This is a genomic window from Streptomyces sp. NPDC056734 (assembly GCF_042790455.1).
GTDB lineage: Bacteria > Actinomycetota > Actinomycetes > Streptomycetales > Streptomycetaceae > Streptomyces.
Map to the genome: position 1 here is coordinate 32,299 of NZ_JBHTZD010000037.1, position 16,084 is coordinate 48,382.

Annotated in this window: 11 protein-coding genes; all 11 read left to right on the forward strand. The window is 70.4% G+C overall.

What is annotated here, in order from left to right:
• Positions 1-212 precede the first annotated feature (212 nt).
• The 11 genes from uvrC (at position 213) to pgi (ending at position 15,891) form a co-directional block, all read left to right on the forward strand.
• Positions 213-2,369 (forward strand): excinuclease ABC subunit UvrC, encoded by a 2,157-nt coding sequence (gene uvrC / locus ACFRFC_RS35750; protein ID WP_383112686.1) that lies wholly within the window; start codon positions 213-215, stop codon positions 2,367-2,369.
• Positions 2,366-3,520, forward strand: coding sequence for an RNase adapter RapZ (rapZ, locus tag ACFRFC_RS35755; RefSeq protein WP_382688451.1), 1,155 nt, complete (start codon positions 2,366-2,368; stop codon positions 3,518-3,520). The genes uvrC and rapZ overlap by 4 nt, the downstream gene beginning before the upstream one ends.
• Positions 3,517-4,596: a uridine diphosphate-N-acetylglucosamine-binding protein YvcK gene (yvcK, locus tag ACFRFC_RS35760; RefSeq protein ID WP_382688448.1), complete on the forward strand. Its 1,080-nt coding sequence runs from the start codon at positions 3,517-3,519 to the stop codon at positions 4,594-4,596. Before rapZ ends, yvcK begins: the two co-directional genes overlap by 4 nt.
• Complete coding sequence (gene whiA / locus ACFRFC_RS35765; protein WP_382688446.1) at positions 4,587-5,576, forward strand: DNA-binding protein WhiA; 990 nt, start codon at positions 4,587-4,589, stop codon at positions 5,574-5,576. The genes yvcK and whiA overlap by 10 nt, the downstream gene beginning before the upstream one ends.
• A gap of 1,293 nt (positions 5,577-6,869) precedes the next feature.
• Positions 6,870-9,860 (forward strand): M14 family zinc carboxypeptidase, encoded by a 2,991-nt coding sequence (locus ACFRFC_RS35770; RefSeq protein WP_382688443.1) that lies wholly within the window; start codon positions 6,870-6,872, stop codon positions 9,858-9,860.
• 194 nt (positions 9,861-10,054) lie between these two features.
• A complete protein-coding gene (gene gap, locus ACFRFC_RS35775; protein WP_382688440.1) occupies positions 10,055-11,062 on the forward strand; it encodes a type I glyceraldehyde-3-phosphate dehydrogenase in 1,008 nt (335 codons plus the stop codon).
• A gap of 154 nt (positions 11,063-11,216) precedes the next feature.
• Positions 11,217-12,428 carry a phosphoglycerate kinase gene (locus ACFRFC_RS35780; protein ID WP_382688437.1) on the forward strand — a complete coding sequence of 404 codons (1,212 nt, stop codon included), beginning with the start codon at positions 11,217-11,219 and terminating at the stop codon, positions 12,426-12,428.
• A gap of 6 nt (positions 12,429-12,434) precedes the next feature.
• Complete coding sequence (gene tpiA / locus ACFRFC_RS35785; protein WP_382688434.1) at positions 12,435-13,211, forward strand: triose-phosphate isomerase; 777 nt, start codon at positions 12,435-12,437, stop codon at positions 13,209-13,211.
• 180 nt (positions 13,212-13,391) lie between these two features.
• Entirely contained in the window at positions 13,392-13,619 is a 228-nt protein-coding gene (secG, locus tag ACFRFC_RS35790) for a preprotein translocase subunit SecG (RefSeq protein WP_382688431.1), read from the forward strand.
• A 201-nt stretch (positions 13,620-13,820) separates the two neighbouring features.
• On the forward strand, positions 13,821-14,156 hold the full coding sequence (locus ACFRFC_RS35795) for an RNA polymerase-binding protein RbpA (protein ID WP_003957010.1): 336 nt from the start codon (positions 13,821-13,823) through the stop codon (positions 14,154-14,156).
• Positions 14,157-14,238: 82 nt separating this feature from the next.
• Positions 14,239-15,891 carry a glucose-6-phosphate isomerase gene (pgi, locus tag ACFRFC_RS35800; RefSeq protein WP_382688428.1) on the forward strand — a complete coding sequence of 551 codons (1,653 nt, stop codon included), beginning with the start codon at positions 14,239-14,241 and terminating at the stop codon, positions 15,889-15,891.
• The last annotated feature ends 193 nt before the right edge of the window (positions 15,892-16,084 follow it).

The following is a 16,084-nucleotide window of genomic DNA, read 5'->3' on the forward strand; positions in this document are numbered from 1 at the left end:
AGCGTGTTGACCAAGTCCCGACAACACCTGTCGCCCAACAGAGCCGTACTTCCGGACGGCGTGTCATACATATGTTCGGCATGATGTGGTGCCGGATGGGGAGGCGGGTGCGCGGGAGGGGGAGGGCGGGAGCCGAGTGGTCACACACGGTGACGCGCAAGGTTATCCACAGGCTCCTCGGAGTGTCACTGCCCGCCAGTAGGGTTGGAGACATGGCCGATCCCTCCAGCTACCGCCCCAGGCCGGGTGAGATCCCGGACACCCCGGGCGTGTACAGATTCCGCGACGAGCACCGCCGGGTGATCTACGTCGGGAAGGCGAAGAGTCTGCGTCAGCGCCTGGCGAGCTACTTCCAGGACCTGGCCGGTCTCCACCCGCGCACCCGCACGATGGTCACCACGGCCGCGTCCGTGGAGTGGACGGTGGTGTCCACGGAGGTCGAGGCCCTCCAGCTGGAGTACTCCTGGATCAAGGAGTACGACCCCCGGTTCAACGTCAAGTACCGCGACGACAAGAGCTACCCGTATCTCGCGGTGACGATGAACGAGGAGTATCCCCGCGTCCAGGTGATGCGCGGTCAGAAGCGCAAGGGCGTGCGGTACTTCGGGCCGTACGGGCACGCGTGGGCGATCCGCGACACCGTGGACCTCCTGCTGCGCGTCTTCCCGGTGCGCACCTGCTCGGCCGGGGTCTTCAAGAACGCCTCCCGCACCGGCCGCCCCTGTCTCCTCGGGTACATCGGCAAGTGCTCCGCGCCCTGCGTCGGCCGGATCACCCCCGAGGACCATCACGAACTCGCGGAGGAGTTCTGCGACTTCATGGCCGGCCGTACGGGTGCCTATCTGCGCCGGCTGGAGAAGCAGATGGCGGAGGCGGCCGAGGAGATGGAGTACGAGCGGGCCGCCCGCCTGCGCGACGACATCGAGGCCCTGAAGAAGGCCATGGAGAAGAACGCGGTCGTGCTCGCCGACGCGACCGACGCCGATCTGATCGCGGTCGCCGAGGACGAGCTGGAAGCGGCCGTGCAGATCTTCCACGTCCGGGGCGGGCGGGTGCGCGGTCAGCGCGGCTGGGTGACGGACAAGGTGGAGGACGTCACCACCGGCGCCCTGGTGGAGCACGCCCTCCAGCAGCTCTACGGAGAGGAGAGCGGGGACGCCGTGCCCAGGGAGGTCCTGGTCCCGGCCCTGCCCGACCCGGTGGACCCGGTCCAGCAGTGGCTCGCCGACCGGCGCGGCTCCGGTGTCTCCCTGCGCATCCCGCAGCGCGGCGACAAGAAGGCGCTGATGGAGACCGTCCAGCGCAACGCCCAGCAGTCGCTCGTGCTGCACAAGACCAAGCGCGCCTCCGACCTCACCACCCGCTCCCGCGCGCTGGAGGAGATCGCCGAGGCCCTCGACCTGGACAGCGCGCCGCTGCGCATCGAGTGCTACGACATCTCGCATCTCCAGGGCGACGACGTGGTGGCGTCCATGGTGGTCTTCGAGGACGGACTCCAGCGCAAGGGCGAGTACCGCCGCTTCCAGATCAAGGGCTTCGAGGGGCAGGACGATGTCCGGTCGATGCATGAAGTGATCACCCGCCGCTTCCGGCGTTACCTCGCCGAGCAGGAGCGCACCGGCGCGTGGGTGGCGGACGCCCATGTCGACGGCATCGGCTCCGACGGGCACGGCGAGGACCCCGGCGCGGGTGAGGATCTGGGTGGAGGCGTCGGCGCGATCCTGGACGGCAGGGGCAACGCCGTCCCCGACACCGGCCCCAAGGACGACGACGGCCGCCCCCGGAAGTTCGCCTACCCGCCCCAGCTCGTGGTCGTCGACGGCGGCCGGCCGCAGGTGCTCGCGGCCCGGCGCGCGCTGGACGAACTGGGTATCGACGACATCGCCGTGTGCGGTCTCGCCAAGCGACTGGAGGAGGTCTGGCTGCCGGACGACGAGGACCCGGTGGTCCTGCCCCGTACCAGCGAGGGCCTGTATCTGCTCCAGCGCGTCCGCGACGAGGCGCACCGTTTCGCGATCACCTACCAGCGCGCCAAGCGGGCCAAGCGGTTCCGGGCCGGTCCGCTGGACGAGGTGCCCGGCCTGGGTGAGACCCGCAAGCAGGCGCTGATCAAGCACTTCGGTTCGGTGAAGAAGCTGAGATCCGCGACAATCGACCAGATCTGCGAGGTACCGGGCATAGGTCGCAAGACGGCGGAGACCGTCGCCGCCACCCTGGCCCGCGCGGCCCCGGCCGCACCCGCCGTGAACACGGCGACCGGGGAGATCATGGAAGACATGGAGGACGAGGCACCCGAGACGACGGCGGGGGCCTCAGGGGAGCCCGTGACAGCGAGCGCCCCGGACGAGAGACGGGGGCAGGAGAGATGAGCGAGCAGGACAAGCAGGGCACAGCAGGTCAACAGGCCGTGCCCGGGAACCAGGGCGACGACGCGTCCCGGGGCGCCACAAGCGATGACGGCACCAACAGTGACGACACGACCCGGGGCGACACGGCCCAAGGTGAGACGACCCGGGACGGCACGCGGCGTGCCGGGACACAGCAGGCCGGCCCGCGAGCGGCCGACGCACAGCAGGCCGGCCCGCAGGGGGCCGGCGCCGGTGAGGGTGATGGAGAACAGGTGAGTACGGACGCGGCGGCCCCGGGGATCCCCGACACCGCCATCCCCGAGCTGGTGATCATCTCCGGCATGTCCGGAGCCGGCCGGTCGACGGCCGCGAAGTGTCTTGAGGACCTCGGCTGGTTCGTGGTCGACAACCTCCCGCCCGCGCTGATCCCCACCATGGTGGAGCTGGGCGCCCGCTCCCAGGGCAATGTGGCCCGGATCGCGGTCGTGGTCGATGTGCGCGGACGGCGGTTCTTCGACAATCTCCGCGACTCGCTCGCCGACCTGGAGTCGAAGAACGTCACCCGGCGGATCGTCTTCCTGGAGTCCTCGGACGACGCCCTGGTGCGCCGCTTCGAGTCCGTGCGCCGCCCGCACCCGCTCCAGGGCGACGGCCGGATCGTCGACGGCATCGCCGCCGAACGCGAACTGCTGCGCGAGCTGCGCGGCGACGCCGATCTGGTGATCGACACCTCCAGCCTCAACGTGCACGAGCTGCGCGCCAAGATGGACGCCCAGTTCGCGGGTGAGGAGGAGCCGGAGCTGCGGGCGACGGTGATGTCGTTCGGCTTCAAGTACGGACTGCCGGTCGACGCCGATCTGGTGGCGGACATGCGGTTCCTGCCCAATCCGCACTGGGTGCCCGAGCTACGGCCGTTCAACGGGCTGAACGAGGAGGTCGCCGCGTATGTCTTCAACCAGCCCGGCGCCAAGGAGTTCCTCGACCGCTACGCCGAGCTGCTCCGGCTGATCGCGGCCGGGTACCGGCGCGAGGGCAAACGGTATGTGACCATCGCCATCGGCTGTACGGGTGGCAAGCACCGCTCGGTGGCCATGTCGGAGAAGCTCGCCGCGCGCCTCGTCGCCGAGGGCGTGGAGACGGTGGTCGTGCACCGGGACATGGGACGCGAATGACCGACCGTACTCCGCGGCTGGCCAGGCTGCGCCGGATGACCCTCGACGGCCGCGCCACCCCCGAGGGCCGGACGGCCCCCGCGGGGCGCGTCGGCCGGGGTCGCCGGCGCGGCACCCAGCCGAAGGTCGTCGCCCTCGGCGGCGGCATGGGCCTGTCCGCCTCGCTCGCCGCGCTGCGCCGGATCACCGGCGACCTCACCGCCGTCGTCACCGTCGCCGACGACGGCGGCTCCAGCGGGCGGCTGCGCGACGAGATGGGGGTGCTGCCGCCCGGCGACCTGCGCAAGGCGCTGGCCGCGCTGTGCGGGGACGACGACTGGGGCCAGACCTGGGCCCGGGTCATCCAGCACCGTTTTCAGTCCGAGGGCGAGATGCACGGCCACGCGGTCGGCAATCTGCTGATCGTCGCCCTGTGGGAGCAGCTCGGCGACCATGTGGAGGCGCTCGACCTGGTGGGCCGGCTGCTCGGCGCGCACGGACGGGTGCTGCCCATGTCGGCGGTGCCGCTGGAGCTGCAAGCGCTGGTCAGGGGCCATGACCCGGCCCGCGCGGACGAGGTGGACACCGTACGCGGCCAGGCCACGGTGGCGCTCACCCCGGGCGAGGTGCAGTCCGTGCACCTGGTGCCGAACGATCCACCGGCCGTCCCCGAGGCCGTGGCCGCCGTCCTGGACGCGGACTGGGTGGTGCTCGGTCCGGGCTCCTGGTTCTCCTCGGTCATCCCGCATCTGCTGGTCCCCGAGCTGCTGGACGCGCTGACCGAGACCAAGGCCCGCCGGGTGCTCTCGCTGAACCTCGCGCCGCAGCCCGGAGAAACCGACGGCTTCTCCCCGCAGCGTCATTTGGAGGTTTTGGGACGACACGCCCCTAAACTCGCCCTGGACGTGGTGCTGGCCGACGAAGCCGCCGTGCCCGACCGCGACTCGCTGACCGATGCCGCCAAGCGCTTCGGAGCCGCGGTGGAGCTGGCGACGGTGGCCCGGACGGACGGGACTCCGCGGCACGACCCGGAGCTGCTGGCCGCCGCGTACGACCGTATTTTTCGGATGCATGGAAGGATCGGCCCATGGCGATGACGGCAGCGGTGAAGGATGAGATTTCCCGGCTACCCGTCACCCGGACCTGCTGTCGGAAGGCGGAGGTCTCTGCCATTTTGCGGTTCGCCGGCGGCCTCCACCTGGTCAGCGGGCGCATTGTGATCGAGGCGGAGCTGGACACGGCGATGGCTGCGCGCCGCCTCAAGCGGGACATTCTTGAGATCTTCGGGCACAGCTCCGAGCTGATCGTGATGGCTCCGGGCGGTCTGCGCCGGGGTTCGCGGTACGTCGTGCGGGTGGTCGCCGGCGGGGATCAGCTGGCCCGGCAGACGGGCCTGGTCGACGGCCGGGGCCGCCCGATCCGCGGGCTTCCCCCGCAGGTGGTCTCGGGGGCCACCTGTGACGCGGAGGCGGCCTGGCGCGGGGCGTTCCTCGCGCACGGCTCGCTCACCGAGCCCGGCCGGTCCTCCTCCCTGGAGGTGACCTGCCCCGGCCCCGAGGCCGCGCTCGCCCTGGTCGGCGCCGCGCGCCGGCTGTCGATCGCCGCGAAGGCCCGCGAGGTGCGGGGCGTGGACCGGGTGGTGGTCCGTGACGGCGACGCGATCGGCGCCCTGCTCACCCGGCTCGGCGCGCACGAGTCGGTGCTGGCCTGGGAGGAGCGCCGGATGCGCCGCGAGGTCCGGGCCACGGCCAACCGGCTGGCCAACTTCGACGACGCCAACCTGCGCCGCTCCGCCCGCGCGGCCGTCGCCGCCGGTGCGCGGGTCGCCCGTGCGCTGGAGATCCTCGGCGACGAGGTCCCCGAGCACCTGGCCGCCGCCGGACGCCTGCGCATGGACCACAAGCAGGCCTCGCTGGAGGAGCTGGGCGCGCTCGCCGACCCGCCGCTGACCAAGGACGCCGTGGCCGGCCGGATTCGCCGGCTGCTCGCCATGGCCGACAAGCGCGCCTCCGACCTGGGCATCCCGGGCACCGAGGCCAACCTCTCGGAGGACCTGGTCGACAACGTCGCCGGGTGACGGCCCCGCCGGGGCGCGCAGGGGTCCGCCGCGCGCCCCTGCCGACGGCGTGGGTGCGATGCGGGTGCGGCGCGGGTGCGCTGCGATGGCCGCGCGGGGCGCCAGGAGGCTCGGTCCCCGGAGGACGTGGCCCCCGAGGGCATGGCTCCGAGGACGTGCCCCCGAGGGCGTGGCCCCGAGGGCGTGGCTCCCAGGGCGTGGCCCCGAGGGCGTGGCTCCGAGGACGTGCCCCCGAGGGCGTGGCTCTGGAGCACGTGGCCCCCGAGGACGTGGCCTCGGAGCATGTGGCCCCAGAGAGTGAAGCTTCGGTCGGCTGGCACCGGGGCGGCCGATCGCCTCCACCTGATGAGCCCAACCGGCCTGATGAGCCCAACCGGCCTCCCCGGTCACCGCCCCGCACCGTCGGAGGCGACGGCCTCGGCCGAACGACTCCCGTACCGGCACGAGGGCTCGGCCGTCCGGCGGGCGTACACGGCAAGTCGCGCTTGCCGTGCGTGGGGCAGTGAGGGTCGGGTGTGTGGCCCGGCCCCATCCGTAGGGCCTTGGAATTCGGACGTTTGACGGAATCGGGCCCGTTCGAGTGGTTGTGAGGGTCGAGTTCGGGCCGGGTAGGGGGTCGACTCAGTTCGCGCGGCGAAGCCGGTCCGGTCCCTATCGGGCCGCACACCATATGGGCCCCTTTTCCCGGCACGGCAATGGCGACGCGCACGGCCACAGGCACGGCAATGGCGACGTGCACGGCTACAGGCACGGCAGGGGCCACCCGCACGATCACAGGCACGGCGACGGCCACGCGCCCGCCCGGCCCGCACGGTAACGCCCGCCCGCACGACTACCCGCACAGCAACGGCCACCCGCACGGCCACAGACGCGGCCACGGCCATCCGCACGATCACAGGCACAGCAATGGCCACGCGCCCGCCCGCCCGGCAGCGCCCGCCCCCACGACCACCCGCATAGCACCGCCCACCCGCACGACCACAGACACCGCACCGCCCGCCCGGCAACGGGCCACGGCCACGCTCACCCGCACCCGCACCCGACGCCCACCCACACACCCACAGACACCGCACCACCCACCCGCAGCCCACCCACAAACCCACAGACACCACACCACCCACCACCCGCACCCCACCCCCCGTCCCGACCAAGGGCCCCCCGGAAGCACCCCGAGGAGAAGCCCCCCCACCCCCCCGCGTGTCGAAGACCCATTCCGCACCCTTGACTGGATCATGAGGTGACATGAGCCTGGCAAGCATTCGCCGTCGTGGCGAACACCTGCAAGGGGGGTTCATGAGACACAGAGCGAGATCGATCCTCGCTGTCGGCGCGCTCCTGACCAGCGGAGCGCTCATCGCACCCATCGCCCACGCACTACCCGGCAGCCCGGCGGCCGCCACATCGACCTCGTCCGACGCGGACCCCGACGCGGACCCCGACGCGGACGAGGTCAAGGTTTTCAAGGCCGAGGTCACCAAGGAGCAGATCCCGCTGCTGCTGGCCGCCGGCCAGGACGGTCACGAGCTGAACGAGCAGGCGCCCGAGAACGGCACCGCCACCGTCGAGGTCTTCCTCACCGACAAGGAGGCCGACAAGCTGGAGCAACAGGGCGTCGATCTCACCGAGCACCAGATCTCCGCGAAGGCGGAGGCACGCGTCGAGGCCGCTTCCGACGGCGTGTTCCGGCCGTACAGCGGCAGCGGCGGGCTCCAGGAGGAGATTCTCGCCATCGCCCAGGAGAATCCCGGGCTCACCAAGGTCGTCTCCATCGGGAAGTCGGCGGGCGGCCAGGACATCCTCGCGCTGAAGCTCACCAAGAACGCCAAGAAGAGCAAGGACGGCTCCAAGCCCTCCGTGCTGTACATGTCCAACCAGCACGCCCGTGAGTGGATCACCCCGGAGATGACCCGGCGCCTGCTCCACCACTACCTGGACAACTACAGCAAGGACCAGCGGATCAAGAACATCGTCGACTCCACCGAGCTGTGGTTCGTGCTCTCGGCCAACCCCGACGGCTACGACTACACCTTCGAGAGCGACGACACCCGCCTGTGGCGCAAGAACCTGCGGGACAACAACGCCGACGGTGTCATCTCCACCGGCGACGGCGTCGACCTCAACCGCAACTTCTCGTACAAGTGGGGCTACGACAACGAGGGCTCCTCCCCGAACCCCACCAGCGAGACCTACCGCGGCACGGGCCCGAACTCCGAGCCCGAGACCCAGGCCATCGACGCCTTCCAGCGCCGGATCGGATTCGACCTCGGCATCAACTACCACTCCGCCGCCGAACTGCTCCTGTACGGCGTGGGCTGGCAGGTCGCCACCTCCAGCCCGGACGACGTGCTCTACGAGGCGCTCGCCGGCACCCCGGAGAACTCCGCGATCCCCGGCTACCACCCGCAGGTCTCCTCCGAGCTGTACACCACCAACGGTGAGGCCGACGGCCACGCGGCCAACGTCAACGGCACGGCGATGTTCACCCCGGAGATGTCCACCTGCCAGACCGTCTCGGCCAAGTACCCGGACGACGCCTGGAACGCGGCCGACTGCCGCTCCGGCTTCAACTTCCCGGACGACGAGAAGCTGATCCAGGAGGAGTTCGTCACCAACCTCCCCTTCGCGCTCTCCGTCGCCGAGTCCGCCGCGACCCCCGACCGCCCCAAGTCCTCGGTCGGCATCGAGGCCGCCGACTTCACCCCGGCGGCCCTCACCACCTCGTACTCGCGCGGCGCCGACCAGGAGATCTCCGTCGTCGCCCGCAAGTCGCTGCGTGACAAGGAACTGAACTACCGGGTCAACGGCGGCCGGGTCCACGACCAGACACTGCGCGCCTGGCAGGGCGGCGAGGTCTACGGCGGCGACGACAACCTCCACTTCGACGAGTACCGGGCCCAGGTCCAGGACGGCGAGCCCGGCGACACGGTCGAGGTCTGGTTCACCGGCGAGACCAAGGCCGGCAAGAAGGTCACCAGCCAGCGCTTCACCTACACCATCGCCGAACGGCCCCGCGCCGACACCCTCGTCGTCGCCGAAGAGGGCGCGACGGCCACCCAGGCGCAGACGTACGTCGACGCGCTCAAGGCCAATGGCCGCAAGGCGATCGTCTGGGATGTCGCCGAGCAGGGCGCCCCCGACGCGCTCGGCGTGCTCAGCCACTTCGACACCGTCGTCCATTACACGGGCGGCGCGGTCCCCGGCAACCCCACCCAGCTCCAGCTGCGCGCCTACCTCAACGAGGGCGGCCGGCTGATCGAGGCGGGCGAACGGGCCGGCGGCAGTGTCGACCTCGGCGGCGGCAACCCGTCCAACGACTTCAGCCAGTACTACCTCGGCGCGTACTCCCGTACGTCCCTGCCGGGAGCCACCGCCTTCGAGGGCGCCGGTGAGCTGGCGGGCGTCTCCGCGCCGCTCGGCGACGCACCCGGCAACCCGCTGAACACCGCCGGCTCCTACAGCGTCACCTCCGACACCCTGTCCCCGGGCGCCTTCCCGCAGTTCGGCAGCGCGGGCGCCGGACAGTATCCGGGCACGGTCAATCCGTACGGTCCCTACGCGGGCGCGTCCATGGCCGCCGTCACGCACTCCGACTACGCCTGGAACCGGCTCACCCGGACCGTCGACCTCACCTCGGTGACCGCCGCCGAGCGGCCCACCCTGCGCACCCAGCTGCTCTGGGACACCGAGGAGGGCTACGACCACGCCCTGCTGGAGGCCCGTACCGCGGGCGGCGACGACTGGACCACGCTGCCCGACACGGGCGGCGCCACCAGCACCACCGTGCCCGTCGAGTGCGAGGCCGGCTACTTCATCCAGGCCCACCCCGCCCTCACCCGCTATCTCAGCCGGGACGCGAACGGCTGCACGCCGACCGGCACCAGCGGCTCCTGGAACAGCCTGACCGGTCAGTCGGCCGGCTGGCAGCAGGTCGAGTTCGATCTGTCCGCCTACGCCGGGAAGACGGTCGAACTCTCCTTCAGCTATGTCACCGACCCCGGCAGCGGCGGTCGCGGCGTCCTCGCCGACGAGACGAGCGTCGTGATCGGCGGCACCGCGCAGACGGAGGGCTTCGAGACCTCCCTCGGCGCCTGGACCGTACCGGGACCGCCCGCGGGCAGCCCCGCGGTCGTCCGGGACTGGGCCCGCACCGGTGAGCTGTTCCGTACGTACGGCGCCGTCACCACCGACGACACCGTGCTGCTCGGCTTCGGCCTGGAGCACCTCACCTCGGCGGCCGACCGCGCGGCACTGATCCGCAGCGCGCTCGCCTCCCTCGACAGCTAGCCGAACACCCGGGCCGCGGGCCCGGCGGCAGGGCGGTCCGTACCTCTACCGACGGGTACGGGCCGCCCGGCCGTGTATGCGCCGTCTCGATGTCACCACGGGGGCGTCGGGAAGGTAGGGTCGTGGGTGGTCGGGGACATCCCTATACAGCTCGCCGGTATCTAGAACCGGCGTACCAACGAGGAGATCGGTTCGTGACGATCCGCGTAGGCATCAACGGGTTTGGCCGCATCGGTCGCAACTATTTCCGCGCACTGCTTGATCAGGGCGCGGACATCGAGATCGTGGCCGTCAACGACCTGGGTGACACCGCCACCACCGCGCACCTGCTGAAGTACGACACCATCCTGGGCCGCCTCAAGCACGAGGTCTCCCACACCGCCGACACCATCACCGTCGATGGCCGGACGATCAAGGTGCTCTCCGAGCGCAACCCCTCCGACATCCCGTGGGGCGAGCTGGGCGTCGACATCGTCATCGAGTCGACCGGCATCTTCACCAAGAAGGAAGACGCCGAGAAGCACATCGCCGGCGGGGCCAAGAAGGTCATCATCTCCGCCCCGGCGAAGAACGAAGATGTCACCATCGTGATGGGCGTCAACCAGGACCAGTACGACCCGGCGAACCACCACGTCATCTCCAACGCCTCCTGCACCACCAACTGTGTGGCGCCCATGGCGAAGGTCCTGGACGAGAACTTCGGCATCGTCCGCGGTCTGATGACGACCGTCCACGCCTACACCAACGACCAGCGCATCCTGGACTTCCCGCACAAGGACCTGCGCCGCGCCCGCGCCGCCGCGGAGAACATCATCCCGACCACCACGGGTGCCGCCAAGGCCACCGCGCTGGTCCTCCCGCAGCTCAAGGGCAAGCTCGACGGCATGGCCATGCGCGTCCCGGTCCCCACCGGCTCGGTCACCGACCTGGTCGTGGAGCTGGGCCGCGAGGTCACCAAGGACGAGGTCAACGCCGCGTTCAAGAAGGCCGCCGACGGCGAGCTGAAGGGCATCCTCACCTACACCGAGGACGAGATCGTGTCCTCGGACATCGTCAGCGACCCGGCCTCCTGCACCTTCGACTCCTCCCTGACCATGGTCCAGGAGGGCACCTCGGTGAAGGTCCTCGGCTGGTACGACAACGAATGGGGCTACTCCAACCGCCTCGTGGACCTCACGGTCTTCGTCGGCGACCAGCTCTGATCCCCAGGGCGGGCATCTCCGTGTGAGAGCAGGGCTCGGGCAGCGCGCTCACCGCGCCGCCCGAGCCCTGACGCACGTGCGGACGCCCCGGCCCGCGTACGGACCGATCAGCTCTCCTACGATCAAGAGACCCTGACCAGGAGTGAGTACCTCCATGAAGACGATCGACGAACTTCTCGCCGACGGTGTGGACGGCAAGCGGGTCTTCGTCCGCGCCGACCTCAATGTGCCGATGGCGGACGGCCTCATCACCGACGACGGCCGTATCCGGGCCGTACTCCCGACCGTCAAGGCGCTGGCCGACGCGGGCGCCAAGGTGGTCGTCGCCTCCCATCTGGGCCGTCCCAAGGGTCCCGAGGACCTGAAGTTCTCGCTGCTCCAGGCCGCCGAGCGGCTCGCCGAACTGCTCGGCGCCCCGATCGCGTTCGCCCAGGACACCGTGGGCCCCGCCGCCCACGACGCGGTGAACGGCCTCCAGCCGGGCCAGGTCGCGGTGATCGAGAACCTGCGCTTCAACCCGGGTGAGACGGCCAAGGACGAGACCGAGCGCGGCGAGTTCGCCGACCGCCTCGCCGCCCTCGCGGACGTGTACGTCGGTGACGGCTTCGGCGCGGTCCACCGCGAGCACGCCTCCGTCTACGACCTCCCGGCCCGGCTGCCGCACTACGCGGGCCACCTCATCGCCACCGAGGTCGGCGTCCTGAAGAAGCTCACCGAGGACGTCAAGCGCCCCTACGTCGTCGTGCTCGGCGGCGCCAAGGTCTCCGACAAGCTCGCCGTGATCGATGAACTGCTCGGCAAGGCCGACCGCATCCTGATCGGCGGCGGCATGGCCTACACCTTCCTCAAGGCCCAGGGCCACGAGATCGGCAAGTCCCTGGTCCAGGAGGACCAGCTCCCGGCGGTCCTGGAGTACCTCGACCGCGCCGCGAAGACCGGCGTCGAGCTGGTCCTGCCGGTCGACACCCTGGTCACCCGCGACTTCCCCGACCTCTCCGCACAGGCGCCGACCCACCCCGCCACCGTCGCTTCGGACGCCGTCCCCGCCGACGCCATGGGCCTGGACATCGGCCCGGAGACCCGCAAGCTGTACGCCTCGAAGCTCGCCGACGCCGCCACCGTCTTCTGGAACGGCCCCATGGGCGTCTTCGAGCACCCCGACTACGCCGAGGGCACCAAGGCGGTCGCCCAGGCCCTTCTCGACTCCCCGGGCTTCACCGTGGTCGGCGGCGGCGACTCCGCCGCGGCCGTACGCACCCTGGGCTTCGACGAGAGCGCATTCGGTCACATCTCGACCGGTGGCGGCGCCTCCCTCGAATACCTTGAGGGCAAGACGCTCCCCGGCCTCGCCGCACTGGAGGACTGACCCCGCATGACCACCCGTACGCCGCTGATGGCGGGCAACTGGAAGATGAACCTCAACCACCTGGAGGCCATCGCCCACGTCCAGAAGCTCGCCTTCGCCCTCGCCGACAAGGACTACGAGGCCGTCGAGGTCGCCGTCCTGCCGCCCTTCACCGACCTGCGCTCCGTGCAGACCCTGGTCGACGGCGACAAGCTGAAGATCAGGTACGGCGCCCAGGACATCTCGGCGCACGACTCCGGCGCCTACACCGGCGAGATCTCCGGCCCGATGCTCGCCAAGCTGAAGTGCACCTACGTCGCGATCGGCCACTCCGAGCGCCGGCAGTACCACGCCGAGACCGACGAGGTCGTCAACGCCAAGGTCAAGGCCGCCCACAAGCACGGCCTCACCCCGATCCTGTGCGTCGGCGAGGAACTCGACGTCCGCGAGGCGGGCAACCACGTCGCCCACACCCTCGCCCAGGTCGAGGGCGGCCTGAAGGACGTCACCGCCGAGCAGGCCGAGACCATCGTGATCGCCTACGAGCCGGTCTGGGCCATCGGCACCGGCAAGGTCTGCGGCGCCGCCGACGCCCAGGAGGTCTGCGGGGCGATCCGCGGCAAGCTCGCCGAGCTGTACTCCCAGGACGTCGCCGACGCGGTCCGGATCCAGTACGGCGGCTCGGTCAAGGCCGGAAATGTCGCCGAGATCATGGCGCAGGCCGACATCGACGGAGCCCTGGTCGGCGGCGCCGCGCTCGACGCGGAGGAGTTCGTCAAGATCGTCCGGTTCCGTGATCAGTGACCGTTCCCGCCGCTCATGTCCGTGATCGCCGGTGCGCGATCAGTGAGTAGGCGGTAGCGGCGATACGTCGTACCCTTGCGGGGGCCGTAGGCTTGCCGGAGAGCACGCAAGGCTCACCGGACGGGCTCCGGCCCCCGTCGTCGTCGATCCAGATCCGAGGAAGTTGGTCCAGCCGTGGTTATGGGGTTCTCGATCGCCCTGATCGTCTTCAGCCTGCTGATGATGCTGCTGGTGCTGATGCACAAGGGGAAGGGCGGCGGACTCTCCGACATGTTCGGTGGCGGTATGCAGTCCTCCGTCGGCGGCTCCTCCGTCGCCGAGCGCAACCTCGACCGCATCACCCTGGTCGTCGGTCTGCTCTGGCTCGCCACCATCATCGTCCTCGCCCTGCTCATGAAGCTGGACTGACCCCGCCGCCAACCCGATCCCCACGTAACGCCCCATGTTCGGTACGCGCTCCTGAGCGCGGCCTATCATGGGGCTTGCGTCTAGGTGTGGGGTCTGTAACTCCTCTCACTGGACGCGCGTTGGGCCTTACGTAGACTGAGGCGCTCGCGGCGGAGCGAAGCCGACTCGCTTCGCGGCACCATCACGCAGGGAGTTACGACCGTGGCAAGTGGCAACGCGATCCGAGGAAGCCGGGTCGGGGCGGGGCCGATGGGCGAGGCCGAGCGGGGCGAGTCCGCGCCCCGGCTGCGCATCTCCTTCTGGTGCTCCAACGGGCACGAGACCCAGCCCAGCTTCGCCAGCGACGCGCAGGTGCCCGATACCTGGGACTGCCCGCGCTGCGGCTTCCCGGCCGGGCAGGACCGGGACAACCCGCCGGACCCGCCGCGCACCGAGCCGTACAAGACCCACCTGGCGTACGTACGGGAGCGGCGCAGCGACGCGGACGGCGAGGCGATCCTCGCCGAGGCGCTCGCCAAACTGCGGGGCGAGATCTAGGGATTCGAGACCGGCCGGGTACCCACGGGTGTCCGGCCGGAGCTGCGTGGAGCGGGTCCCTGGCCTGGGCTAGGTTGGGACCATGAACGCAGACGCCCGTATCCGGCTTCACCAGACGCCCGAGTGGACCGCTCTGAGCAAGCATCGCGATCAGCTCGCGGACACCCATCTGCGGGATCTCTTCGCGGCCGACCCCGCGCGCGGCACCGGCTACACGCTCCAGGTCGGCGATCTGCACGTCGACTACTCCAAGCACCTCGTCACGGACGAGACCCTGCGGTTGCTGCGCGAGCTGGCCGCCGCCACCGAGGTCTTCGCTCTGCGGGACGCCATGTTCCGCGGCGAGAAGATCAACACCACCGAGGACCGGGCGGTGCTGCACACCGCGCTGCGCGCCCCGCGGGACGCGGTGATCGAGGTCGACGGCGAGAACGTCGTCCCCCAGGTGCACGCCGTCCTCGACAAGATGGCGGACTTCGCCGACCGGGTGCGCTCGGGCGCCTGGACCGGCCACACCGGCAAGCGGATCAGGAACGTCGTCAATATCGGCATCGGCGGCTCCGACCTGGGCCCGGCCATGGCCTACGAGGTGCTGCGCGCCTTCACCGACCGCGCGCTCACCGTCCGCTTCGTCTCCAACGTCGACGGCGCCGATCTGCACGAGGCGACCCGTGACCTGGATCCGGCCGAGACGCTGTTCATCATCGCGTCCAAGACCTTCACCACCATCGAGACGGTCACCAACGCCACCTCCGCCCGCACCTGGCTGCTGGCCGCCCTCGGTGACGACAGCGCCGTCGCGAAGCACTTCGTGGCGCTGTCCACGAACGCGGGCAAGGTCGCCGAGTTCGGCATCGACACCGCGAACATGTTCGAGTTCTGGGACTGGGTCGGTGGGCGCTACTCGTACGACTCGGCCATCGGGCTGTCCCTGATGATCGCCATCGGCCCGGACCGCTTCCGTGAGATGCTCGCCGGCTTCCATGCCATGGACGAGCACTTCCGCACCGCGCCCGCCGAGGCCAACCTGCCGCTGCTGCTGGGCCTGTTGGGTATCTGGTACGGCAATTTCCATGACGCGCAGTCACATGCCGTACTGCCCTACTCGCACTACCTGTCGAAGTTCACCGCCTATCTCCAGCAGCTCGACATGGAGTCCAACGGCAAGTCCGTGGACCGTGACGGGCACGAAGTGGCGTGGCAGACGGGCCCGGTGGTGTGGGGCACGCCCGGCACCAACGGGCAGCACGCGTATTACCAGCTCATCCACCAGGGCACCAAGCTGATTCCGGCCGACTTCATCGGCTTCGCCGAGCCGGTGGCCGAGCTGAGCGGTGAACTCACGGCGCAGCACGATCTGCTGATGGCCAATTTCTTCGCCCAGACCCAGGCGCTGGCCTTCGGCAAGACGCCCGCGGAGGTTCGGGCCGAGGGGGTCCCGGAGGAACTGGTCGCCCACAAGACGTTCCAGGGCAACCACCCGACGACCACGATCCTCGCCCGCGAGCTGACCCCGTACGTCCTCGGTCAGCTGATCGCGCTGTACGAGCACAAGGTGTTCGTGCAGGGCGCCGTGTGGAACATCGACTCCTTCGACCAGTGGGGCGTCGAGCTGGGCAAGGTCCTCGCCAAGCGGGTGGAACCGGCGCTCACCGAGGGCACCGAGGTCCCCGGCCTGGACGAGTCGACGAGGGCCCTGGTGGCGACGTACCGGCGACTGCGCGGCCGCGGCTGACCCCTCCGGGGGGGCGGAAGGTCCCCTGTCGTCCGGCCCTCCGGGCGGGCCTGGCGAGTGCTCCCGGCGGACCGGGCGGAGCCCCTCGCACGGGGTGCGCTCGTTCCCGGTGGAGGCGATCCGGTGGAGGCACCGGCCCGCCTCCACGGGCCAGCCCGCCACGGGTCGGCTCCGCCGTTGGCCCCCGCAAAGC